The 24745-nt window shown below is 61.2% G+C and carries 24 protein-coding genes; 13 read left to right on the forward strand and 11 right to left on the reverse strand.

All coding sequences use genetic code 11. The features are described from left to right. Nucleotides 1-323 precede the first annotated feature (323 nt). From ISP19_RS13510 to ISP19_RS13535, 6 genes are all read left to right on the forward strand, one after another. Complete coding sequence (locus tag ISP19_RS13510) at nt 324-2321, forward strand: acetyl/propionyl/methylcrotonyl-CoA carboxylase subunit alpha (RefSeq protein WP_204682944.1); 1998 nt, start codon at nt 324-326, stop codon at nt 2319-2321. 33 nt (nt 2322-2354) lie between these two features. After that, nucleotides 2355-3251, forward strand: a complete 897-nt coding sequence (locus ISP19_RS13515) for a hydroxymethylglutaryl-CoA lyase (RefSeq protein ID WP_204682945.1) — start codon at nt 2355-2357, stop codon at nt 3249-3251. Between the two features lie 101 nt (nt 3252-3352). Beyond that, nucleotides 3353-3838: a GNAT family N-acetyltransferase gene (locus ISP19_RS13520; RefSeq protein WP_204682946.1), complete on the forward strand. Its 486-nt coding sequence runs from the start codon at nt 3353-3355 to the stop codon at nt 3836-3838. Between the two features lie 90 nt (nt 3839-3928). Then, the gene (locus ISP19_RS13525; RefSeq protein WP_239556815.1) at nt 3929-4534 is read left to right on the forward strand and encodes a YdeI/OmpD-associated family protein; all 606 of its coding nucleotides are present in this window, start codon (nt 3929-3931) and stop codon (nt 4532-4534) included. Continuing rightward, nucleotides 4531-5097 (forward strand): GNAT family N-acetyltransferase, encoded by a 567-nt coding sequence (locus ISP19_RS13530; RefSeq protein ID WP_204682947.1) that lies wholly within the window; start codon nt 4531-4533, stop codon nt 5095-5097. Before ISP19_RS13525 ends, ISP19_RS13530 begins: the two co-directional genes overlap by 4 nt. Nucleotides 5098-5358: 261 nt before the next feature. Further along, complete coding sequence (locus ISP19_RS13535) at nt 5359-5880, forward strand: hypothetical protein (RefSeq protein ID WP_204682948.1); 522 nt, start codon at nt 5359-5361, stop codon at nt 5878-5880. 70 nt (nt 5881-5950) lie between these two features. Here the strand turns inward: ISP19_RS13535 and ISP19_RS13540 are convergent, their stop codons facing one another. Beyond that, nucleotides 5951-6289 (reverse strand): RcnB family protein, encoded by a 339-nt coding sequence (locus ISP19_RS13540; protein ID WP_239556816.1) that lies wholly within the window; start codon nt 6287-6289, stop codon nt 5951-5953. Between the two features lie 243 nt (nt 6290-6532). Here ISP19_RS13540 and ISP19_RS13545 point away from each other — a divergent pair, with 243 nt between their 5' ends. The 7 genes from ISP19_RS13545 (at nt 6533) to ISP19_RS13575 (ending at nt 14296) form a co-directional block, all read left to right on the forward strand. Further along, nucleotides 6533-7300, forward strand: a complete 768-nt coding sequence (locus ISP19_RS13545) for an SDR family NAD(P)-dependent oxidoreductase (protein ID WP_204682949.1) — start codon at nt 6533-6535, stop codon at nt 7298-7300. Nucleotides 7301-7419: 119 nt separating this feature from the next. Continuing rightward, entirely contained in the window at nt 7420-7983 is a 564-nt protein-coding gene (efpL, locus tag ISP19_RS13550) for an elongation factor P-like protein EfpL (protein WP_204682950.1), read from the forward strand. 129 nt (nt 7984-8112) lie between these two features. Next, complete coding sequence (locus tag ISP19_RS13555) at nt 8113-10218, forward strand: FUSC family protein (RefSeq protein ID WP_204682951.1); 2106 nt, start codon at nt 8113-8115, stop codon at nt 10216-10218. 155 nt (nt 10219-10373) lie between these two features. Further along, complete coding sequence (locus ISP19_RS13560) at nt 10374-11402, forward strand: amidohydrolase family protein (protein WP_204682952.1); 1029 nt, start codon at nt 10374-10376, stop codon at nt 11400-11402. Next, nucleotides 11399-11920 (forward strand): hypothetical protein, encoded by a 522-nt coding sequence (locus tag ISP19_RS13565; RefSeq protein WP_204682953.1) that lies wholly within the window; start codon nt 11399-11401, stop codon nt 11918-11920. The genes ISP19_RS13560 and ISP19_RS13565 overlap by 4 nt, the downstream gene beginning before the upstream one ends. A 72-nt stretch (nt 11921-11992) precedes the next feature. Further along, complete coding sequence (gene kynU / locus ISP19_RS13570) at nt 11993-13273, forward strand: kynureninase (protein ID WP_204682954.1); 1281 nt, start codon at nt 11993-11995, stop codon at nt 13271-13273. A gap of 411 nt (nt 13274-13684) precedes the next feature. Beyond that, nucleotides 13685-14296 carry a hypothetical protein gene (locus ISP19_RS13575; RefSeq protein WP_204682955.1) on the forward strand — a complete coding sequence of 204 codons (612 nt, stop codon included), beginning with the start codon at nt 13685-13687 and terminating at the stop codon, nt 14294-14296. Between the two features lie 60 nt (nt 14297-14356). Here ISP19_RS13575 and ISP19_RS13580 read toward each other — a convergent pair whose 3' ends face one another. The 10 genes from ISP19_RS13580 to ISP19_RS13625 form a co-directional block, all read right to left on the reverse strand. Beyond that, the gene (locus ISP19_RS13580; RefSeq protein WP_204682956.1) at nt 14357-15325 is read right to left on the reverse strand and encodes a sulfotransferase; all 969 of its coding nucleotides are present in this window, start codon (nt 15323-15325) and stop codon (nt 14357-14359) included. A 128-nt stretch (nt 15326-15453) separates the two neighbouring features. After that, entirely contained in the window at nt 15454-15864 is a 411-nt protein-coding gene (locus tag ISP19_RS13585) for a hemerythrin domain-containing protein (protein ID WP_204682957.1), read from the reverse strand. Nucleotides 15865-15939: 75 nt separating this feature from the next. Then, on the reverse strand, nt 15940-17211 hold the full coding sequence (locus ISP19_RS13590) for a glutamate-5-semialdehyde dehydrogenase (protein ID WP_204682958.1): 1272 nt from the start codon (nt 17209-17211) through the stop codon (nt 15940-15942). After that, nucleotides 17208-18380: a glutamate 5-kinase gene (proB, locus tag ISP19_RS13595; RefSeq protein WP_204682959.1), complete on the reverse strand. Its 1173-nt coding sequence runs from the start codon at nt 18378-18380 to the stop codon at nt 17208-17210. The genes ISP19_RS13590 and proB overlap by 4 nt, the downstream gene beginning before the upstream one ends. Beyond that, on the reverse strand, nt 18377-18739 hold the full coding sequence (locus ISP19_RS13600; RefSeq protein ID WP_204682960.1) for a cupin domain-containing protein: 363 nt from the start codon (nt 18737-18739) through the stop codon (nt 18377-18379). Before ISP19_RS13600 ends, proB begins: the two co-directional genes overlap by 4 nt. A 9-nt stretch (nt 18740-18748) precedes the next feature. Next, nucleotides 18749-20044: an argininosuccinate lyase gene (argH, locus tag ISP19_RS13605; RefSeq protein ID WP_204682961.1), complete on the reverse strand. Its 1296-nt coding sequence runs from the start codon at nt 20042-20044 to the stop codon at nt 18749-18751. 119 nt (nt 20045-20163) lie between these two features. Beyond that, a complete protein-coding gene (argC, locus tag ISP19_RS13610) occupies nt 20164-21117 on the reverse strand; it encodes an N-acetyl-gamma-glutamyl-phosphate reductase (protein ID WP_204682962.1) in 954 nt (317 codons plus the stop codon). Between the two features lie 6 nt (nt 21118-21123). Further along, nucleotides 21124-22389 carry an acetylglutamate kinase gene (locus tag ISP19_RS13615; protein ID WP_239556841.1) on the reverse strand — a complete coding sequence of 422 codons (1266 nt, stop codon included), beginning with the start codon at nt 22387-22389 and terminating at the stop codon, nt 21124-21126. 37 nt (nt 22390-22426) lie between these two features. Next, nucleotides 22427-23545, reverse strand: coding sequence for an acetylornithine deacetylase (locus ISP19_RS13620; protein WP_204682964.1), 1119 nt, complete (start codon nt 23543-23545; stop codon nt 22427-22429). Then, nucleotides 23542-24732 (reverse strand): argininosuccinate synthase, encoded by a 1191-nt coding sequence (locus ISP19_RS13625; protein ID WP_204682965.1) that lies wholly within the window; start codon nt 24730-24732, stop codon nt 23542-23544. The genes ISP19_RS13620 and ISP19_RS13625 overlap by 4 nt, the downstream gene beginning before the upstream one ends. Between the last annotated feature and the right edge of the window lie 13 nt (nt 24733-24745).

The raw sequence follows: 24745 nt of genomic DNA on the forward strand, positions 1-24745 counted from the left end.
GGCTGCTTTGGGACGGCACGGGAACCTCGCGCCCAATCATCCCGGCGCTGCCGAACTTCGTTACTTCACCGTAAGCCATTCGCCTGGAGCGAAGATCGGCGAACATCCCGCCCCGGCGAATAGCTTGCCTCCGCAACGGACCAAGCACCTGGTGCCGGCTCGCTACGGCAAGTGCGCGTGATTGGCTACCCGAGAGCTGCTGAATTATCGGAGTGTGAAAGCCACGAAGGGGCGGTGGAATGCTGCGCCGCGCATCGGATCAGACACGCAAATCTGTTAGTTTTATGCGCTTTGCAGATTCTGTAAGCCCGTAAGGACCCCGCATGTTCGAGCGCGTACTGATTGCTAACCGCGGCGAGATCGCCTGCCGCGTGATCCGCACCTGCCGTCGGCTGGGTATCCACACCATTGCGGTCTATTCGGAAGCAGATAAGGACGCGCAGCACGTACGGCTGGCCGACGAGGCGTGGCCGATCGGCGGCCCGCGCCCGGCCGACTCCTATCTGCGCGGCGATGCGATTCTGGACGTCGCAAAAAAATCCGGTGCGCAGGCCATCCACCCCGGCTACGGATTTCTGTCCGAGAACACCGGTTTTGCACGCGCCTGTACCGATGCCGGCATCGCTTTTATCGGCCCGCGCCCGGAGAGCATCGATGCCATGGGTTCCAAGGCAGCGGCCAAGGCCTTGATGGAAAAGCATCAGGTTCCGCTGGTGCCGGGTTATCACGGCGACAATCAGGACGCCGCTTTCCTTGAGGAACAGGCACGCAAGACCGGCTTTCCGTTGATGATCAAGGCGGCGGCGGGCGGTGGCGGCAAAGGCATGCGCATCGTGCGCACCGAAAAGGAGTTCGCCGACGCGTTGGCGTCCGCGCAACGCGAAGCCGCCAGTTCATTTGGCGATACGCGGGTGATCCTTGAGCGTTATGTCGAGCATCCGCGCCACGTCGAATTCCAGGTGTTCGGCGATACCCACGGCAACGTGATCCATCTGAACGAGCGCGAGTGCTCCGCGCAGCGCCGCTATCAGAAGGTACTGGAAGAAACACCGTCGCCGTTCCTCACGCCCGAACGCCGCAAAGCGATGGGCGAAGCGGCGGTGGCGTCGGCCAAGGCCGTGAATTACGTCGGCGCCGGGACGGTGGAATTCATCGTGGGGCAGGACGGCACGTTCTTCTTCATGGAGATGAACACCCGCCTGCAAGTGGAGCATCCGGTTACCGAGGAAACGCTGGGGCTGGACCTGGTCGAGTGGCAACTACGCATTGCCGCGGGTGAAACCTTGCCGTTGCAGCAGGAGCAGATCCGCGCTCGCGGGCACGCCATCGAGGTGCGCTTGTATGCGGAAGATCCCGACCAGAACTTCCTGCCCGGCTCCGGCAAGCTGCGCACGCTCAAACTGCCCTCGCCTTCCCGTCATGTCCGCCTGGACGGCGGCGTGGTCGAAGGCGACACGGTAACGATTTTTTATGATCCGATGATCGCCAAGCTGATCGTGTACGACGCCGATCGCACGCAGGCTTTACAACGCCTGCGTGAAGCGCTGGCCGAGTGCGACATCGTCGGACCGAAATCCAACATCGCCTTCCTGGAGCGGCTGGTGCGCCATCCGGTGGTGATCGAAGGCCGCATCGACACTGGCTATCTGGATCGCCACCTTAGCGAATTTCTTACCGGCGATGCCGCACCCTCGGATCATGTCCTGTTTGCTGCCGCCACCGCTGCCCTGCTTCACGATGAAAAAACCATCGTCAACGACGCCCTGCGCAGCGACGATCCCTATTCACCGTGGTCGCGCGCCGATGCCTGGCGCATCGGCCACGCCGGCAAGCGCATCGTGGCGCTTTCGTTGCGCGAGCAGCGTTACGAAATCGAAGCGCATGGCCATGACGGCAACTACCAATTGCAGTACGGCGAGTCACACGGCGAGGTGCAGGGTGCGCGCCATGCCAACGGCATCCTCAGCGTGCGCATCGACGGCGAGGGCATTCGCGTACCGGTGCACGCCGACCAGGAGCGAATATCCCTGCACGATGTCAACGGACAGCGCCACGCATTCGTTCGTGCACCTGCGTTCATCTGGCAATCGAAAGAAGCCGGCGACACGAGCCATATCATTGCACCCATGCCTGGACGCATTGTTTTGGTAAAAACTCAGATCGGCGACAACGTTGAGAAAGACCAGGAGCTGCTAGTGATGGAAGCCATGAAAATGGAGCTGGCCTTGAAGGCACCCCGCGCAGGCACCATTGAGGCCGTAAGTGCTACGCAGGGCGAGTTTGTGGAAGCAGACACCGTGCTGGTTCGTTTCAAACCGTGAACGTGAATATTGGCCCGGTAGCAGGAGCTTCGCATGAACGCCTCTGAAGTCCGCATCGTTGAAGTCGGCCCGCGCGATGGGCTGCAGAACGAGAAGACCTTGCTGCCGTCTGATGTAAAAATCGCGTTGATCGACCGGCTGTCGACCACCGGACTGAAAACCATCGAGGCCACCAGTTTCGTCAGCGCACGCTGGGTGCCGCAGCTGGCCGATGCGGATGAAGTGTTCCGCAAGATCCGCAAAGTGCCGGGCGTAGGCTATCCCGTATTGGTGCCGAACGAACATGGCTACCGCCTTGCGCGGACGGCCGGTGCGACCGAAGTATCGGTATTCACGGCGGCCTCGGAAGCGTTTAACCGCGCCAACATCAATGCCACCATCGCTGAATCGTTGCAGCGCTTCCAGCCGGTGCTGGAACGCGCCAAGGCAGATGGCGTGAAAGTGCGCGGCTACGTATCCACCGCACTCGGCTGTCCGTATCAAGGCGAGGTGCCGGTGGCCGACGTGGTCCGCGTGGCGAAGAGCCTGTACGAGATGGGCTGCTACGAAATCTCGCTGGGCGACACCATTGGCGTCGGTACGCCGGTGAAGGCACGCGCCATGTTGCACGCTGTCGCGCAGGAAATTCCGATTCACGCCCTGGCCGTGCATTTCCACGATACCTATGGCCAGGCACTGGCGAACATCCTCGCCTGCCTGGATGAAGGCGTGCGCGTGGTTGACAGTGCCGTCTCCGGAACCGGCGGCTGTCCGTATGCCAAAGGCGCTACCGGCAATGTCGCCAGTGAGGATGTGGTGTACATGCTGCACGGCATCGGCATGCAGACCGGTATCAATCTGGATCTGCTGGTCGCCACCGGCGCATGGCTGGCTGCCCAACTCAACAAGCCCACCGCCAGCCGCGTGACCAAGGCGCGTACGACCGCCTGAAGAAGCAGTTCGGGTTCAATCCCGGATGTGATCCGGGTGAACCCAGGCAACCCAACGATCGTCACTCCTCAGCGTTGGGTGCGAACTGGTACTTTGTCGTCATGCCCAATTTTCTCATTCGCCCGATCGAGCCGCGCGACAATGCCGCGGTAGCCGCCATCATCCGTACCGTCATGCCAGAATTCGGCGCCGACGGTCCCGGCTTCGCCATCCATGACGCCGAAGTGGATGATATGCACGCATCCTATGCACGCGCACGTAGTGCCTACTTCGTGGTGGAGCGCGATGGCGCCGTGATCGGTGGCGGCGGTATCGCCCCGCTGGACGGCGGCGACGCCGATGTTTGCGAACTGCGCAAGATGTACTTTCTGCCCGCAGCGCGCGGCATTGGCGCCGGCACCAGCATGATGCAACGTTGCCTGGATGCCGCACGCCGCTTCGATTTCAAGCGTTGTTACCTTGAAACCCTCACCGGCATGGATGCCGCGCAGGCGTTGTATCGGAAACACGGGTTCACGACGCTGGCTGCACCCATGGGTGGCACCGGGCATTTCAGCTGCGACCGCTTTTATATTCTGGAGCTGTAAAGTCACCAAAAAACTGGATAACCCGCTTTGCCTTGGTAAAGCCCTCCGCCCTCGCCGGCACGACAGGCTGTGATACATGAGGTACACCGAATGAGATCGGCCATACCCCACTACGATCCTGAAGTCGATGCCTACATCGCACAGGCGCCCGACTTTGCCCGCCCCATCCTCGAACATCTGCGCGCTGTCGTTCATGCCACTTGTCCGGAGGTGGAAGAAGCCATCAAGTGGCGCTCCCCGCATTTCAGCTACAAAGGAAGCCTGATATGCGCCATGGCGGCGTTCAAGCAGCACTGTGGTTTTCACTTCCGGCACTACCGGGAAGTGGTTGGCACCTCGGCCGACGAAGGCATGGGCCAGTTCGGCAAAATCGTTTCGGTGAAAGAGCTGCCGAGCAAGAAGGAACTCACTGCTTACATCCGCAAGGCGATGGCCTTGAAAGATACCGGCAGCCAGGCGCTTCGCCCAAAGGTCGGGCCCAAGCCGCCGCCGAAGCTACCCGCCGATTTCGGCGCGCTACTGAAAAAGCACGCTGCCGCACGCAAGCACTACGAAGCCTTCAGCCCCAGCGCGCAACGCGAATACGTCGAGTGGATCATCGAAGCCAAGACCGATGCCACCCGGCAAAAACGCATGGCCACCGCCTTAGAATGGCTGGCTGAAGGCAAACACCGTAACTGGAAATACATGAAATGATCCGCATCGCTCGCGCCGAAGACGCCGAAGCCATCCACGCTATCTACGCACCCACCATTACCGATACGGCGATCACGTTCGAAACAGAGCTACCCGGTGCGGAAGCGATGCGCCAACGCATTCTGACCCGCCTGCAACACTATCCCTGGCTGGTGTGGGAAGAAGACGGCGAAGTGCTGGCTTATGCCTACGCCACGCGTTTCCGTGAACGTGCTGCGTACGATTGGATTGCCGAAACGTCGATCTATGTGCATGCCAATGCCCGGCGCCGCGGGATTGCACGACATCTTTATCGCGTGCTGCTCGATGTGATGCGTTTGCAAGGCATCAACCAGGCTGTTGGCGTGATCACGCTGCCTGGCGACGTGAGTGTGTCGCTGCATGAAACCATGGGCTTCACCACTGCAGGCGTCTGGCGCAAGGCCGGATACAAGCTCGGACAATGGTGGGATGTAGGGGTGTGGCAGAAGGAATTGCAGCCACCAGCCAATCCGCCGTCGGCAGTCCTTGCGTTCTCGTCGATGCTTCCATCGACGGCATTGCACCGCGCGCTCCAGATCTGAAGCCTACGTCGCCGGCCAAGAAGCCTGCAGGCACGCGAGAGCCATCGCGCCGCGCCAGTGCAAACTGCCCGCAAAGGTGGCCATCAGCGTAAACGCCCCGAAACCCAGCCATCACTGACACGCCTCTGCGGAGTTACCGACACACGCCGCATTAAAAGCCCTCATCCCGATTGGGATTGCGCGCATGCCAAAGATCGACGCATTAGTGCGCAATAGTCCGGCGTCAACAACGGCGCCCTTCAATCAAATGGAGATGGACTTATGGGTATTCGTTCAATCAACTTCAACATCGTGTTCCTGGGCCTGACCACACTTGTCGTTTTATGCATGACGGCACAAGTCATGGCCAAAAATGCGGCCGGATCATACTCACGTGATGCCGGACCTTATGTCGACATGGATGACTACTTGCAGGGCTCACAGCGGGACGCCTGGTCGGATGCAACCTATTTTCTGATGAAAAATTTCAACGACGTTTGCGGCGATACCTTCTGCGAAGGCGAGTATTCCAATATCCAGGAATTGCGATATCGCTGCTCGGTCGATGCCAATACAGGCATAGTGGGTGAATGCGCCTGGCTGTTTGCCGCGAGTGAGGAACAGATCAACCCAATCGATGGCAAAATCATTGCACAGCCCAAAATATGGGCATGCGTCTCGCCGCTCGCTCCGCAGACGCATGCAGTCGATCTTGTTCAGGCACTTGCCAATCAGCGGCCATTGTTTAGCGAACTCCCACAGACCGATGAGTCCCTTTTCGACGGCCTGATCGATTGTCTCTGAGCGACACGCTCATACAGAGCAAGCCGCGGCGACACCCGCCGCGGCTTGCCTCCTCCCACAGGGGTCACGCTCAGTGGCTGGCCGCGATAATGCTCAGAATCGCGCCGGTCGTAACCGCTGCCAGCAGGAAATCGCCGTTATCACTGCGGATGTATTGATAACCGCGCGGCGGCGGCTTCAGGCGATAGCGGCGCCAATCACTGACCACGTAACTGCCGCGGCGATATTGTGCAGGGACGTAGCCGCCGCGCTTGTACCAGCCTTCATGGCGCCCCTGGTCGTACATGCCGCGATAGCGAGGCGCCGGTGGCGGGGGCGGCGGGCCAGGGCGATAAGCCTGAGCCAGGGCAAACTGTGACGAGACGAGCATCACGCCGCAAAAGGCGATCACTCCCAGTTGTTTCTTCATGACGTACTCCTCGTTGGGATAAAACTGCACGGGAATCGCATGGGACACTCTCCTTGTGGCGGGTACGGCAATCCATGGCTTTGCTGGTGCCGTCTCGAAGTCATGGCCTCGATGCGAACGACAAGATTGCGTCAGCGTCCCGAATGCTACGTGAATATTCCGTCGCGCTGTTCAGCCGAGGACCCGAAGCGGTCCCCGTGGCCGGTGCGCTACCATTGCGTTTTTCAGTTCCCGGGAACGCCCATGCAGCTCAATCAAGTCAAGGCCATCATTACCGGCGGCGCCTCCGGCCTCGGCCACGCAGTCGCCCAGCACCTGGTAGCGAACGGCGGCCAGGTCACCCTGTTCGACGTCAATGAGGAAAAGGGTCAGGAAGCCGCCAAAGCCCTGGGTGGCAGCGCACGCTTCTTCCGCACCGATGTCACCTCGGAAGACGGCGTCGCCGCCAATGTGGCGGCGGCCCGTGACGCCATGGGCGGCCTGAATGTGGTGGTCAACTGCGCGGGCATCCTGGGGGCCGGCCGCATGCTGGGCAAGGAAGGCCCGATGGCGCTGGGTACCTTCGCCACCACGGTGATGGTGAACCTCGTTGGCAGCTTCAATGTCGCCAAGGCTGGTGCGTCGCTGATGCAACACAATGAAGTCGGTGAAGACGGCGAACGCGGCGTCATCATCAACACCGCCAGCGTGGCCGCTTACGAAGGACAGGTCGGCCAGGCCGCCTACTCCGCCTCCAAGGGTGGCGTGGTCGGCATGACCCTGCCGATGGCACGCGAGCTCTCGCGCTTCGGCATTCGCGTGGCGACCATTGCGCCGGGCATCTTCTGGACCCCGATGGTCGACGGCATGCCGCCGCAGGTGCAGGAATCGCTGTCCGCATCGATCCCCTTCCCCTCGCGCCTGGGCAAGCCGGACGAATACGCCTCGACGGTCGCGTTTATCCTTGGCAATCGCTATATCAACGGCGAGACGATTCGTCTGGATGGCGCGGTACGGTTGCAGCCCAAGTGACAGGAGTGAGTGGAGAGGAGTGAGAAGTAGAAAGGCCCTGACTCGCTTCACTCCCCCATTCGTCATTTACGCAAGCTTTTCTCTTACTCCTCTTCACTAACTACTCACTCTTCGCTCTTATGAAAGCTTCCGACGTCAAGAAAGCCAACGTCATCGAACACGAAGGTACCGTCTACCAGGTGCGCGATATCGAGCGCAGCTCGCCAACGGCGCGTGGCGGCAACGTCACTTTCCGCTTCACCTTGTATTCGATTCCGGGCGGGCGCAAGTTCGACCTCAGCCTGCGCGCTGACGACGACCTGAAAGAAGTGGATTTGGCGCGCCGACCGGCCAACTTCTCGTACATGGATGGCGATGCGTTCGTGTTCATGGACAACGAGGACTACACGCAATACACGCTTGGCCCGGAAGTGGTCGGCGACAACGCCGGTTACATCGTGGAAGGCCTGGAAGGCTATTACGTGCAAGTGATCGACGATGCGCCGGTCGGCTTGCAGGTACCCACCAGCGTGATGCTGACCGTGGTCGACACCGCCCCGGAGCTGAAGGGCGCCAGCGCCACCAAGCGCACCAAGCCCGCCAAGCTCAACACCGGCATCGAAATCCAGGTACCTGAGTACATCACCAACGATGAGAAGGTGTGGGTGAATACGCTGACGGGTGAATTTGCCGGTCGCGCCTGAGACTACGGCGTATCACCCTCCCCCTTCAAGGAGAGGGTGATACGCCTACTGCTTTGTCATTTGATCGACAGGCGACATCGTCCTCACCGGTAAGGCAGAATCGGGCCATCGAAGGCATCGTTCCCCGCCATGTCTAACCGAGCCTATTCGCTACGCGCCAGCGTGTTGCAGAGCCTGACCGCGACCAAGCGTCCGGATGTGCCGCCATGGGTGGTCGTGCGCAACACCGCTGCGGTCGTGCTCCCCTTGGCGGTCGGCATGCTGACCGGCCATCACGAAATCGGCCTGGCGATTGCCGCGGGCGCTCTGGACACCATGTTCTCCGATCAGCCCGGCCCATACCGTCAAAGGTTGTGGCAGCTGTTGCTGGCCTCACTGGCCGCCGGACTCGCTTCGCTGTGTGGCTTTCTGATCGGCGGAGAACTCGTGCCGATCACGCTGGCGACCGCAGCTTTTGGCTTTTTCGGTGGCTTGCTGGTCGTGTTCGGTACCGACATGGCGCGCGTGGGCATGACCAGCATGATCTTGCTGGTGGTCACCGCGGCGTCGCCCGCGACACTTCACGAATCGGTGAGCGGCGCTGTATTGATTTTCGCCGGCGGCCTGCTGCTGGCGTTGTTCTCGGTCGCCGCATGGCCACTGCAACGCTATCGCCCTGAACGCTACGCCCTCGCCGCCGTTTATCGCGGATTGGCGGCCTTTGCCAGGGAACACGCTCAGGATGATGCCGACGTCCCCGCGCTGACCGAGGCCATGACCACCCTGCAAAAGACCTTGCTTGGCCGGCATCACGCGCGCGGCCGCGCCATGGAGGCGTTTGCCGTGCTGCTGGAACTGGCCGAGCGTATCCGGCTGGAATTGATCGCCATGACCGACCTGCATGGCGCAACCAGTACCATCGCGATGTTCCGCACCGATGCCGCGCGCGTGCTGACGGCGATCGCCGAAGCGCTGGAAGCGGGCGAATCACCCGAACAAGCCTCACGTGCCCTGCAAACCTTACAGGCCAGCGAACGCGCCCTGCTCGACAATCGTTCACGCCATGACAGCATCGCCGCGCACATCCATGCGCTGTCCGGCCAATTGGCGGCGGCAGTACGCAATGCGAACTGGGCCGGATCGCGCGGCGAAACACGCGCCGCCGCCGCGGAAACACGCTTGCCTCGCGCGCTGCGCGGCGACTCGGCGCTCAGCATCCTGCGCGCCAATCTCACCACGCATTCGGTGGCATTCCGCCACGCGATGCGCTGCGCGGTGTGCCTGAGCATCGCCCTGCTTGTTTCGCGCGTCTGGCAGTTGCCGCATGGTTATTGGCTGCCGATGACCGCCGCCATCGTGTTGCGACCCGATTTTGCAGCCACCTTCAACTTCGGCTTGCTGCGCGTGCTCGGCACCATTCTCGGCCTGGTGATAACGACGGCGTTGCTGCGTATCACCCCGCATGACCCCTGGGCCCACTTGGCCCTGATGGCGGTGCTGTGCATGGCGTTTCGCTATCTCGCCACCGCCCACTACGGCATTGCGGTGGCCGCGCTGACCGGCACAGTGGTGATTTTTCTTTCATTCGAGGGAGTGAATTCCGGCACGGCGGTGCTGGATCGCGTGCTGAATACCGCGCTCGGCAGCGGCATGGCCCTGCTCGCCTACGTCGCGTGGCCCACTTGGGAACGCGGACGCGCACGCGCCGCGCTGTCGGCCATGCTCGACGCGTATGCGGATTACCTGCTCGCGCTGGCCCATCCGGAACACCGTGACGGCCATCGCGAGGCCCGCACGGCCGCCCGCACCGCGCGCACGAATGCCCAGGCATCACTGGACCGCATGCAAGCCGAGCCGGCTACGCCACTGCCCTTGCTGGAACTGGCCAATGCCCTGTTCCTCAATGGCAACCGGCTAGTGCGCACGACCATGACCCTGGAAGCCCTGCTGCACGATCGCGACAGCCTGCCGGAGCAGGTGGAAGTGACCAACTTCATCGATCGATCCGCCTCGCACCTGCACGCGCTGGCCATAGCCTTACGCAATAACCATCTGCCGCCGGCGGCGCCGGAGCTTCGCCAGCTTCAACGCAGCCTGGCCACCCTGCTCGCGATGGCCGACGACAAACCACGCGCGGAACAGCTGGTGCGCATCAGCGACCGTCTGGTGGACAACATCAACACGCTTGCCTATGTGGTCGGGCGGGGACCGCAGGAGTCGATCACCGCACACGGCAGTCAGCACGTGCGTCCCTGAGTGACGCATTATCGAATTGCGCCCCTCCCGGACGCGTCCCATGGGACCACGCCCCGTGAGACAAGCAAGTACACCCCTCAAGACGCCGGTCCCAAACCGCGCTGCGGCAAGTCCCCGCACAGGCTCCGGAAGCCCGCAGGCGCTACACTTGGCGAATGCTGAAAATCGATACCCACGCCCATATCCTCCCGCGCGACTGGCCCAATCTCGCCGCCAAATACGGCAATGACGCCTTTCCGGTGATGAATCATCACGACGGCCGCCATCGCATCTACAAGGACGGCAAGTTCTTCCGCGAAGTGTGGGAGTCCTCGTTCGACCCGCAGCATCGCATCAACGATTACGCCCGCTTCGGCGTGAACGTACAGGTGATCTCCACCGTGCCGGTGCTGTTTTCCTATTGGGCGCCGGGCTATCAGGCGCTGGAACTGCATCGGCACCTTAACGACCACATGGGCGAAGTGTGCCGGGATTTTCCCAGGCACTACGCCGGCATCGGCACCGTGCCGCTGCAAGCACCGGAACTGGCCATTCGCGAACTGGAACGCTGCATTGACGAGCTGGGCTTGTGCGGCGTGCAGATCGGCTCGCACTGCAACGAGTGGAATCTGGATGCGCCCGAACTGTTCCCGTTCTTCGAGGCAGCGGCCGACCTGGGCGCCGCGATCATGGTGCACCCCTGGGACATGATGGGCGCTGCCACCATGCCCAAGTACTGGATGCCATGGCTGGTCGGCATGCCGGCCGAGCAATCGCGCGCCGCGTGTTGCCTGGCCTTTGGTGGGGTGCTGGAACGGTTGCCGAAGCTGCGCGTGATGCTGGCCCACGGCGGCGGCAGCTTTCCATGGACCATCGGCCGCATCGAGCACGGCTTCCGCATGCGCCCGGACCTGGTGGCCACCGACAACCCACGCAACCCGCGCGAATACCTCAAGCGCCTGTACTTCGATTCCTGCGTGCACGACCCGCAGGCCCTGCGTTATCTGCTGGATGTGACCGGGGTCGATCGCGTGATGCTCGGCACCGACTATCCTTTCCCGTTGGGGGAGCAGGAGCCGGGCAGCGGCATCGAGTCGCTGAAGCTGGATGACCCTACCCGCGCCCGCCTGTTTCACGGCACTGCCCTGGAATGGCTGGGACTGCCGCAACAACGGTTCAATTCAGAAACTCAGGAGCACGCATGAATTTCAGGCGTTACATGATGGTAACTGCCGTATTGCTGCTGGCCGGCATTGCCGTAGCGCAAGCCGACGATGTCAGCATGGCATCCGGCAGCGTGCACTTCAGCACACCGTCGAACTGGGTCGGCATCATGCAAGCCGACGGCGACCCGGAAGTGCGGGTGTTCCAGGTACCCGATCCCTCGCCCAGCGCAAGCAGCACGCTGGCACGCGTCAGTGTGACCGTGAAACAGGTGGCCAACCTGCAAGACTTCAACAGCTACGTCGGCGACGGCGTGGCCAAGGCCAAACAGCTGAAGGACTACCAGCCCAGCCAGAGCGCCTCGAGCGAACAGAACAGTTTCGTCTACACCGCCAGCGAAAGCGGTTCGCCATACACTTATGTGGAGCACTACTGGTTCCGCGACGGTCATGCGATCCAGTTGCGCTGCGCCCGCCCATCGGCAAGCCAGGCCGGACAAGCCTGGGCTACGGCCTTCGATCGGGACTGTAGCTCGATTGCCTCTACGCTCGGCACCTGACCGCCTGCGCGTTGTCTCTCTGCCACGCCCCGGTTTGCACGGGGCCTGCACGAACCAAGCTGGAATGCACTGATGTCCACCTCCTATGAAGCCACCGCTGCCTGGGCCCAGGCCCGCGACGCTGCCGATCCACTGCGCGCGTTTCGCGACGAATTCCTGATTCCGCCGCACGAAGGTGGCGAGAGCCACTACTTCTGCGGCAACTCGCTGGGTCTGCAACCGCGTGCCGTACGCGAAGCCATCAACGTCGAACTGAACTATTGGGGCGAGCTGGCGGTGGAAGGCCACTTCAAGGGCCGCTTGCCGTGGATGGACTATCACGAATTCGTGCGCGATCACCTCGCCGAAGTCGTCGGCGCACAGCCCGAAGAAGTCGTGGCGATGAATACGCTGGGCGTGAACCTGCATCTGATGATGGTGAGCTTCTATCGCCCCACGCCGGACCGCCATGCCATCCTGATTGAAGCGGGCTCGTTCCCTACCGATCGCTATGCGGTGGAATCGCAGATCCGCTACCACGGTTTCAGTCCCAAGCTGTCGCTGATCGAACTGCAAGCCGATGAGCCGAACGGCACCATTTCCATGGCGGCGATCGAGCGTGCGCTGGCCGAACATGGCTCACGCATCGCGCTGGTCATGCTGCCGGGCGTGCAATACCGCACGGGTCAGGCGTTTGACCTGAAAGCCATCACCGAACTGGCGCATCGGCACGGCTGCGTGGTGGGCTTCGATCTTGCGCATGCGGTCGGCAACCTGCCGCTGCAACTGCATGACAGCGGCGCCGACTTCGCTATCTGGTGCAGCTACAAATACCTCAACGCCGGCCCCGGCGCGGTGGGTGGCGCCTTCGTGCATGCACGCCACGCGCGTGCTGCCCTGCCCCGCTTTGCCGGCTGGTGGGGACACGACAAGACGACACGCTTCCAGATGGGACCGGAATTCGTGCCCACACCGGGTGCGGATGGCTGGCAGCTTTCCAACCCGCCGATTCTTGCCCTGGTGCCGATGCGTATCTCGCTGGAAATTTTTCACCGCGCGGGTATGCAACGTTTACGCGAGAAATCGCTGCAGCTTACCGGCTACCTGGAATGGCTGGTGCAGAGCCAGCTGGCGGATGTGCTGGAAATCGTTACCCCCAAGAATCCCGCACAGCGCGGTGCGCAGCTTTCCATCCGAGTGCTTGGTGGACGTGCGCAAGGGCGTGCGCTATTCGAATACCTGATCGATCACGGCATCATCGGCGACTGGCGCGAGCCGGATGTGATCCGCATTTCACCAGCACCGCTCTATAACCGGTTTACCGATTGCCTCGCGTTTGCTGAAGCAGTACGCCAATGGAAAAACACCGCTTGAGCGAAGAAGTCGGTTTACTACCGAGAGCCGAAGCGTTCAGCAATCTTTTGCTGTGCATCTTCACCGCTAAAGAGCGCCCGTTGTAAAGGGCGCTCTCGTTTTCGTAGTGCATCCGAACAAACGGATTGACTATATGAAGAGATCCCAGCGCATTTGGCTGATCATGCCAAATCATGCGATTGCGTAGCCTTGGCGGACTTTCGTGCATGTGTCGGTATTTCATCATGCGTAGTGCAGACCTATTCCACTGCTACGCACATTCACGCCTATCCTTACACCAGTCGCTTGATAAGCGACCATCCCATGCACGCTTTGATGCCGCAGAGTATGGAGGGAGTATTACTTTCCCTCATTGGCCACGCATCAGGAGACATGCAATGGACTGCTTTTCCATCATGGAGGACACACTTTATGTTTCATATTTCCACGCACAGCTCGCCACATCTCCCGACAGATATCCATCCACACACGGACACACCGAAGGTGGATCATGCGGACATCCCACACGCCCTGACCCCGGTATCGGTAACCCCCGGAGTGGATTTTTCCTCTCATGGCGCAAGCGGCCAACCCGGCGGACTATTGGGGAACCTGTTTGCTCCCGTAACGCTGCAGGGCGAGCTGTCCGGCTTCTACGTGAAGAACGACCCCAAGCCTGGTCCGCGGCCGCTCTATACGCGCGATCCAGACACCGGTGTATACACGCAGTCCTCCAAACGAGTAATGCCCGATGGCCAAGGCGGCTGGCAGCGCGACGGCGGATTGAAGGGCGGAGTGAAGTACGGTCCAGAGGATCGCGAAGCCCGGCTCCGTGAGGCTCGAGTTAATTGTCAGCAGGCGGCAGTGGAGCTGGCTCTTATCCAAGACCGTGTTACTACGGCCCACAACAAGGTCCTCGCCGCCCCAGATGAGATTTCGCGGCAAACCGCTAAAGCCGAGTGGCTATCTGAAGTGAACGCGCATAGTACCGCCGCCGCCGCGTTCAGGCGGGCCCAAGATGAGCTTAAGAATGCCCTGTACTAATAAGGCCATCCTGCTATGGATGCGGTGCATGGCATGAATGCATGCCCGCGCAGCGTGGCATCAACGCTGCGCCAACCATTGATCAACACGCCGCTGCAAAGCCCCTAGCGGCGTGTAATGGGCTATGTCGAAGTGCCCGGAATTTTGCTCGAGTTGGACTAATCCAAATCCAGCCAGTGCGTGCTTGCGGAGGTCTTCGTAAAGCTCAGCCACCGTCCTGGCCGATTCGCGTGCATCCACCGGAATATCATCAAGCGAGTAGTGCCTGACCCGCTTCTTGTCGTAGTAACTGGCAGCGTGCGCCAGATCAACGCGGAGCTTCAATCCCAGGTCGCGAAAGATGGTTTCATCGATATGTTCGTGAAACACCGCATGAACCGAAGGCAGGTTGCGCAGCATGCGAATGTATAACGCAATAACCCGCACGAAGCTGCTCAGCACCGTCTCATAGCTCGCCGCCACATCGCCATTCAACTCGGCAAGACCACGTGTAGACATCAATACGTCGATGGGATTGCGGAAGGTAAAGATGTAATGCGAGCGATAAAAATAACGACAATGGAAATCGAAAACACGCTGACAGGTTGCCTGTGACTTTTCGGGGTTGACGACTATCTTGCTGCCCACATAGCGATACAGAGTCGCCAGGTGCCGCAGATAATCCGACCATGGCGCATCGCCCCCGAAGAAGGCAGGACAGAAGCTGCTCTTGGTCTCCTGGTTGCCCCAGGCCCGGTGCATGGCGTTATAGCGCGCTGCAAAATCCGCCTTGCCCGGGTCATCCTGGAACGACGGCTCGCCGAACAGGAAAATATCGCGCGAGTCATTCAGGGCGTTCTGCAATACGGTAGTGCCGCTGCGCGCTGCGCCAAGTACGAACAGCCCTTGCGAATCGATGGACTGGGTGTTTTGCGCCACGACGGATTCCGCCGTGGTCGATGCATCGGCCTGCTCGGACGGCACAGCCGCCCGGTGCGGCAAGAACAACCCTAGCAATCGCTTTGGCACTGCGATAACACCCTCTTTCATGGACCAGCCCCGGTACCAAGTGAGGGCAGTATGCCCTACCGCAGCCCAGCCGTAGAGCCCATCGATGGCAGAGAACAGGCCTTTGTCCTCCGCCATCCGCAGGCGGCTTTCGTGCAGGTAGGTAACGGTTATACCCGCTCTGCCAGCGGGTACAGCTCACGGTTCTCCCGCTGCACGCGCAAATGCAGTGCCTTGAATACATTGTTGGCGTCACTGCGGAACCCTTGCGGGTCCTTGCTGATTTTTGCCGGCAGATTCCAGCGCGAGACGAAGGCCGTATAGGCCTGAGCCAGATCGCCCATCTCTTCCTGAAACTGCTTACCGGTATGCGCAATCCGCGGATCAGCGGCATTGATCAATGCCGGATAAAGCACACGATCTTCGGCTGCCAGATGCAGCTTGATGACGGAGCTCATCGTGACGAGCTGATGGACGATGGCTTCCGCATGTTCTTGCACACCCGCCTGCACCAGTTCACGAAGATCGGTAACCGCAGCCAGCAGATCTACATGTTCGCGTTTGAATTTTTCGATATCCATGTTTCCCCCTTGCGGCTTGATTGATCCCAAGCGTCTATCGGCGGGAAGCGGGCGAAACTTGAAACGTTCTGTCGGCTAGGTCCGGCCCACCCGGCTGGAGGGGTGCCGCACCTGCCCCTCGCCGCGTACCACGAAACGCTCCACGGTCAGCGCCTCGGCACCCATCGGGCCATAGGCATGGAGGCGGGTGGTGGAAATGCCGATTTCAGCACCAAGCCCCAGTTCGCCACCATCGGAAAACCGCGACGATGCATTGACCATCACGACGGCCGAGCGAATCGCCTGGACGAAACGACGTGCGGCCTCATCGTCACGGGTGACGATCACCTCGGTGTGATCAGAACCGAAGCGCTGGATATGCCCAACCGCTGCGCCAAGATCATCAACCACTCGCACGGCGAGAATCAGGTCGAGAAACTCGGCCGCATAGTCTTCATCACTGGCTGCGTGCATGCCCTGCATGAGGGCACGTGAACGTTCGCAGCCACGCAGTTCGACACCATGCTCTTCGAGCACCTGCACCGCTTTGGGCAGGAAGGATTCCGCCACATCGCGATGGATCAACAGTGTCTCGAGCGCATTGCAGACACCTGGGCGCGATGTCTTGCCGTCAATCAGCAGATTCAGCGCCAGTGCTTCGTCGGCTGATGCATCCACGTAAAGATGACAAACACCTTTGTAGTGCTTGATGACCGGCACGCGCGCGTGTTCGGCGACAAAACGAATCAGGCCTTCGCCACCACGTGGAATCGCCAGATCCACGATATCGTTCAGTTGCAGCAGTTCGATCATGGTTTCGCGGCGCAGGTCTTCGACCAGGGTCAGCGCCGCGGCGGGAATGTCGTGCCGCTCCATCACATCGCGCAGAATCTTGGCGATGGCCATGTTGGAGTTCAGCGCTTCAGACCCCCCGCGCAGGATGACGGCATTGCCCGCCATCAGGCAAAGCGCCGCGGCATCGGCCGTGACGTTGGGGCGTGCTTCGTAGATCATCGCGATGACGCCAAGCGGGATGCGTACACGCTCGACCTCGAGGCCGTTCGGGCGGGTGTCGCGGCGCGTGACCAGGCCGACCGGGTCGGGCAAGGCGGCAATCTCGCGCACCGCGTTGGCGATGCCGGTAATGCGTGACTCGTCCAGCTTCAGCCGGTCCAGCATGGCGCCCTGGATGCCCTTCGCCGCTGCCTGCTGCAGATCTCGGGCATTGGCGGCGAGGATGGTATCGCGCTGCGCTTCCAGCGCATCGGCCATATCGTGCAGCAGTTTGCGCTTGGTCTGGGTGTCGAGCGCAAACATGACCTGGGCCGCATCGCGGCAGGCCAACGCCAGTGTACGAATGTCGCTCATGCTTCCATTCCCCCCTCCGCTGTTTCCGGATTTACGACCGTAGCCAGATCGTCTCGATGCACCATCTCGGCGCCATAGCTGTAGCCCAACACCGCCTCGATGTCACGGCTGTGCCGTCCGGCCAGGCGACGCACTTCCGCCGCGCCGTACTGGCACAGGCCGCGCGCAATGGGCTGCTCGTTCGCATCCAGGATTTCCACCAGGTCGCCGCGATGGAAGTCGCCTGCCACAGCAAGAATACCCCCAGGCAGCAGGGAGGCTCGTCCACCCCGCAGAGCCCGTGCGGCGCCGGCATCGATCCGGATGCTGCCATTGCCGGCCGGCGCGTGACGTAACCAGTATTTGCGCGCCTGCATGCGGTTGCGGGTTACATCGATCAAGGTGCCACGCAATCGGCCCTGTTCAAGCGCTTTCACCGTAGCGCCATCGCGACCGCTGAACAGCGCGGTGGGAATCCCCGCAGCCGCAGCCTTGGCGGCAGCCTGCAACTTGGTAAGCATGCCCCCCGTGCCGACCGCCGTGCCACTGCCGCTGGCCATGGCCACCACCTCAGGCGTGAGCTGCACCACATGCCCGATGGGTTGCGCATCGGGATCGCGCCGTGGATCGGCGCTGTACAGCGCGTCCACGTCGGAGGCAATCAATAGCAGATCCGCATCCACCAACGCAGCCACGATGGCCGCCAGGTTGTCGTTGTCACCAAGCTTCAGTTCGTCCACCGCGACGGTGTCGTTTTCATTCACCACCGGCAAGACACCTAGGGCCAGCAGTTCACGCAGCGTGGCACGGGCATTCAAGTAACGACGACGATTGCGCAGGTCATCGTGGGTCAGCAGCACTTGCGCCACCGGTCGTGCGGACAGGCTCTGCCACAAGGCGATCATCGGCGCCTGACCGAGCGCAGCAAGCGCTTGCCTGGCTGCGAGATCGCCACCGGCGGCGGCATGCTGACGGATCAAGGCACGGCCTGCGGCCACCGCCCCGGACGACACCAACACGACTTCTCGACCCAGCGCGTGGCTGGCGTCGATAAAGGCCGCCAGTTCCCGTGCGTAGCGGGACGTCAAACCACCGCCATCGGCAGCCAGCAGATTACTGCCGACCTTGAGCACCGTGCGCCGCCAGCCGGGCAACAGGCATTCGGGAAGCTGGCGTTCCGGCTCCGTCATGCGCGGGCCGACTCCAATGGCGCGGCAACGCGATCACCGTGACTCCTTGGCGAGGAAACGACAACAAACCGCACCTGGCCATGGCTGTCGTTGCGCATCTGATGGGCGGTGCCGGGCGGCACATGCAGTCCCTGTCCCGCTTGCAGACGATAGACCGTGCCCTCCAGCTCCAACGTCGCTTCGCCCTCTAGCACGTAAAAGAACTGGCGGGCATGCACATGACGGTGCCGTTGCTCGAAACTGCCCGGCGGCATGTGTTCCTCGATCACGCTCAGCCCATCCGTTGCCAGCAAATGCCAGCCGTCGCAAGCCTGGCCCCATTGGTAGTGCTGTGCATTCGCTGTGCTGATCGCGGTCATATGGGTTTGTCAGGTTGAGAGTTTGGCGAGACGCTGCCTTAGTGCATCCAGTTGCAGATCGTTGCCGGCGCCGGGAGAGGTGCGCGCCGCCAGACTTGTCTCGGGCGTACGCCCCTGCCCTGCAGCGGTCGCCGCTTCGGCCGCTGCACGATACGCATCGCGGAACGGCACGCCCGCTGCCGCCTGCTCGATAGCTACGTCCGTGGCATACATGGCCGGCTCGATCGCCGCCCGCATGGCCGCTTCGTTCCACTGCATCCGCGCCAGCAGATCCGGCAACAGTTCGAGCGCGGCGAGCCCGTGCGTCACACCATGGAACAACGAACCCTTCGAGAATTGCAGATCGCGCTGATAACCCGAAGGCAGCGACAGCAGTTGCTCTATCTCGCAGCGCGCGGCAGCGACCGTGGCATACGAGGCACGCAGCAACTCCACCACATCGGGGTTGCGCTTGTTGGGCATGATCGAGCTGCCGGTGGTGTATTCAGCGGGCAGCGCGACAAAGTTGAATTCAGCAGTGGTGAACAGCGAGAGATCCCAGGCCAGGCGACGCGCGTCCAGCATCGCGCTGCCAATGCTTTCCATCACCGCCATTTCGAACTTGCCGCGCGAGAGCTGTGCGTAGATCGGCGACACCTGCATGCGCGAGAAACCGAGCACTTGCGTGGTATGCGCACGATCGAGCGGGAGATTGACGCCATAACCTGCCGCGGTACCGAGCGGGTTGGCATCGATCCACACAGCGGTCTGCCGCGCTCGCCATGCGTTATCGACGAAGCCTTCGGCAAAACCGGCGAACCACATCGCCGTCGAAGAAACCACTGCGCGCTGCAAATGGGTATAACCCGGCAAGGGCAACGCAGGCTGCGCGGCACGCTGCAAGCACACCTCGGCGATGGTGGTGCAATGCGTTTCCAGTTCGGCAAGCTTTTCCTTCAGCCAGAGCCGCGTAGCCACCAGGATCTGGTCGTTGCGGCTACGTCCGGTGTGGACACGGCGCCCTGCATCGCCAAGACGATCGGTCAAGCGCGCTTCGATCGCAGAGTGACCATCTTCATAGTGTTCGTCCAGAACAAAACGGCCCGCACGAAAATCCTCGGCCAGCGCGTCGAGTTCGCGTTTGAGATCCTGCATTTCCTGGGGACTGACCACCCCGATGTTGGCCAGTCCTTCGACGTGCGCCTTGCTGGCCGTGATGTCATGCAAGAAGAACTCACGATCCAGAAGCACGTCGTCGCCGGCCAGGAACTTCATGATCTTGGCATTGGTTTCGACGCCGGCTTTTTGCCAAAGGAGGTCGGTCATGGTTTATGGCCTCTGTTTTCAGCTTTATCCAATTTCCACCAGGGCGGCATTCATGCTTTGCGGGAATGACGAACAGTAGAAGCGAATGTTATGGAGATGATGGCAATGCTTCGGGGACGTCAAAGCGGAATCGACGCATATTCATCTACGCCGATCGCCCGGTTGATGTTCTGCATCGCCTGCGTGGCCGCGCCTTTCAGCAAATTATCCAAGGTTGCGACAATCACCACGCGCTTGCCGTCGGCCGACATCGCAAATCCCCCCACCTCGGCGTAATGCTTGCCTGCAACCAGGCTGACCCATGGTGCTTCGTCCACCACACGCACCAGCTTTTCGCCTGCATAGGCATGCCGGAACAGGGCAAGCATGTCCTCTCGCTTGTGTGGACGCGACAGGTAAAGATTGGTGGTGACGGTCAGGCCGCGAAAATGCGGTGCGACGTGTGGCATGAACTCCACCGGGACGCCGAGATGCCGACTGGCTTCCTTCTCGTGCATGTGTCCCGTCAAGGAATACGGCATCAGGTTGTCGCGCAGTTTTTCCGGATTGTTCTTGTCCGATGGCGTAGTGCCCGCACCGGAATAACCCGAGACGCCAAAACACACCGGCGGCGCAGCCAGTACGTCCTTGAGCGGCGCGACGGACAGTTGGATCGCAGTCGCATAACAACCGGGATTACTGATGCGCCTCTCACCACGCCATTTGTTGCGTGTCAGTTCCGGCAATCCGTAATGCCAGCCGTTGTCGAAACGGTAATCGGCAGAAAGATCGACGATCACCGGATCCTTGCCCGCCTTGTCAAAAGCCCCCACGCACACCGATGCCTTGCCATTGGGCAACGCCAACACCACGACGTCGGCATCCAGTGCGGGAAGGTCTTCATGCGCTGGCGAGCTATAGCGCAGATCACCCTGGTATTCGGGCACCTGCTCATACACACGCTGTCCGTCCAGCTCGCGTGAAGAGACATAGGCCAGTTCGAGCGAAGGATGCGCAGCAACCAGCTTGATCAGCTCCGCGCCCGTATGACCGCGAGCCCCCACGATGCCGATTCGTTTCTTTGCAGTAACCATGATCGTTCAATCCACCAGAGTCGGTTGGCGCACGGCGCAATGGGCGACGCAACGGGCAAGCGTGTCGAAGCCATCCAGGCCATACCAGAACACTTTCCAGCGCTCCTGTTTGTAGCAACCGTCGGATTCGGCGTAGTAGAAATGATTGATCTGGTTGCCATGCCGCGAACGCCAGAACAGGCTTGGATTTTCCTCGCGCATGACCAGCCACACGGCGCGACCAAGGCCCTCGCCTTGCGCATCGTCGAGCACGGCGAACTTGTCCAGATAGATCAGCCCATCCTCATTGGTCAGAATCATCGCCGCACGGTAGTTTTCGCTCACGTAGATGCGATAGGGCGTGGTGCGCTCAAAGTAGTCGTCGACCACCTTGCGGCCGAAGCTGGATTCGATCAGCGTGCGCATGCGCTCAAGGTCCACGCCTTCCCAGCTTTCGAAGCGGAACACCTTCTCGCCGCGACGCACCAGGGTGCCGGAGCCCTTATGGGTGAACAGCTCCTTCGCCAGTTCCGAGGGCCGGGTGATCGATACCGACGACGTCAAAGGCAGGCTTTGCAGCAAATCGGCAATCTGTTCGATCTTCACGCGCATGCCGCCGTTGATCCACGGCTGCGCCATCAAATGATCGAACTCAGTGCTGAGATTGATCGAATCGATCACCTGCCCCTTGTCGTCGAGCAGGCCGCCGGTCCCGGTAAGAAAGATGATCTTGTAGGGTTCCAGCACGCGTACCAATTCGTTGGCGGCGAAATCGGCATTGATATTGAGGAACTGGCCTTCGTCAGTCTCGCCCAGGCTCGCAATCACCGGAATGGACCCGGCGCGCAGGCTGGCTTCGATCGGCGCTAGATTGATGCTGTCGACCTTGCCGACCATGCCGTACACATCCTTGTCCAGGAAGCTGGACATGAACACGCCGGAGGGCACCGAAGTAGCGCGCGTGTTCATCGCCTGCAAGGCTTCGACCAGACGCAGGTTCTGCTGCTGGAACACGCGACGCACGATCCCCAGCGCCTTGGGCGATGTGACGCGCAAACCATTGACGGTCTGCTTGGTGATGCCCGCTGCCTGCAACTCTTCATCGAGCTGCGGGCCGGCGCCGTGCAGCACGATCGGCGTCAAACCGACCTGCTGCAGGAAGGTGAGCGAGGAGGTCAGATCGGCCAGCTCGTCGCGCAGCACTGCCCCGCCCACCTTGACCACGGCGAAGCGCTTGGCATCAAGCTGCGAGAAGCGCTTGAGGTATTGCTGGATTTCCTTGGCGCTGCCCATGGCGGAGAGCAGGCGCACAATGGTCTGGCGAGTGTTCTTATGCGCTTCCACGGTTCACGATCTCGTAGATGGTTTCGGCGTATTTCTGCAATTGATCAAGCGCAACCCATTCGTCGGCGGTGTGCGCCTGGGCGATGTCGCCGGGACCGTAGACGAAGGAGATATAACCGCCCGCCGAGAACAGCGCGGCCTCGGTCCAGAAGTTCACGGCGTTGCCGACCGGGATGCCCAGTTCATCGGCGATATCACGCGCGGCAAGACGCCGGCTTTCGGCAGTAGCCGTGTCGCCGGCTGGCAGGGAATCACCGCGAAACAGTTCGGTGTAGCTGACCGGCTGCGGCTCGACCAGGGTACGGAAGGTTTCCAGCAGATGATCGGGATTCATGCTCGGCAACGGACGAAAGCCAAAACGCACATCGGCCGTCGGCGCGATCATGTTGGCCTTGATGCCGCCTTCGACACGGCCGATGTTGAAGCGCAAGCCGGTGAGGCCACCAAAACGTTCGTGCGCCTGACGGTCGACATAATCCAACGCCGCTGCACCCCAGCGTACGGTCTGATGCAAGGCGCTGTCGCTCGGGCGCTGCTCACCGGAAGCATGGCCGGCCTGCCCGGCAAAGCGCATCTGCACCGAGTGGATGCCACGGTGCGCCAGCACAGCTTCGCCACGCGTGGGCTCGGCAACAATCACCGCGTCATAGCGGTGACCTTCTTTTAGGAAAGCTGCAATACAGCGCGGATCATTCGCCTCTTCGTCGGTGGACAATAGCAAAGCCATGTCGCCCTTCGTGGCATTCGCCACGGCAACCAGCGCAGCGGCGGCCCCCTTGATGTCGCAGGCGCCCAAGCCAATGGCACGATCCTCGGTCACCTCCAGCACATGCGGATCACGGGTCCAGTGCGGCGAATCCGGCACGGTGTCCAGATGCACGTTGAACAGGTATTTCGGCTTGCCACGTACGGCGCACAGCGTTACCGCACCTGCCCCATGATCATTCACCCGCACGTCGAAGTCCGACAGGTGTTCACGCAGATAATCGAAGATGCCACCGGTGCCGATCTCTCGCGGAGGATTGCGCGTATCGAATGACACCAGCGCACGCAAATGCTCCAACGTCGCATCAAGCAGGACGCTACTACCGAGTTCCGCACTCATCGGTTGACCTCGGCCCACAGGGTGCTGCTCATGCCGAACAGCTTGATGAAGCCCTCTGCTTCGGCGACACCCCAATCAGCCGCCTGCGCATACGTGGCGCCCTTGGCGTTGAGAATGTGCTTGGATTCGATCGCCACGGCACTGATCAGACCGCCGTTGGTTTCCAGCGTGACATCGCCATTGACGGTGGTCTGGCTGGAAGCCAGGAAGGCTTCAAGGTCGCTCTTGAGTGGATCATGGAAGAAGCCTTCATAGACCAGTTCCACCCACTTGCGCGCCACATCTGGCTTGAAGCGATTCTGCTGCTTGGTAAGCACGGCTTCTTCCAGCGCGCGATGCGCCACGAGCAGTGCAGTAAGACCCGGCGCTTCGAAAATGATGCGGCCCTTCAGACCGATGGTGGTGTCGCCGGTGTAGATACCGCGACCGACACCGTACTGCGCCAGCAGGGTATTGAGCTTCGCCAGCATCTTGTGACCTGGCATCTTCTCGCCATCGAGTGCCACGGCTTCGCCATTGATGAAGCTGATCTTAAGGCGCAGCGATTTGGACGGCCATTCGGCGCGCGGCTTGCACCAGCCCACGGCGCCTTCGCCCGGCGTCTGCCAGCGATCGATCTCCCCGCCCGACATGGTCACGCCCAGCAGGTTTTCGTTGATGGTGTAGGCCTTCTGCTTGGCGCGCACGCCAAAGCCCAGATTTTCCAGGTACTTCTGTTCGTACGCGCGAACCTCGGTGTGTTCCTTCTGGATCTCGCGGATCGGCGCCACAATCTCGTAATCGCCTTGCGCCTTTACCGCCAGGTCGAAGCGCACCTGGTCATTGCCCATGCCGGTGCAGCCGTGAGCGATAGCCTTGGTGCCCAGTTCAGCGCAACGCTGCAACGCCGCATCCACGATCAGGTAACGGTCGGATACCAGTAGCGGATACTGGCCCTGATAGCCCTCACCAGCCCATACGAACGGCTTGACGAAGCCGTTCCAGATCGCCGGACCGCCATCGACGGTGACGTGGCTGGCAGCCTTCAACTCCTTGGCGCGCGCTTCGATATAGGCACGTTCTTCGTCATCCACGCCGCCGGTATCGGCAAACACGGTATGCACGGCCCAGCCGCGCTCTTGCAGATAGGGAATGCAAAAGCTGGTGTCGAGGCCACCGGAAAAGGCGAGAACGATGTCTTTGCTCATGATGCGAGATCCA

The sequence above is a fragment of the Dyella flava genome (assembly GCF_016904955.1).
Taxonomy (GTDB): Bacteria; Pseudomonadota; Gammaproteobacteria; order Xanthomonadales; family Rhodanobacteraceae; genus Dyella_B; species Dyella_B flava.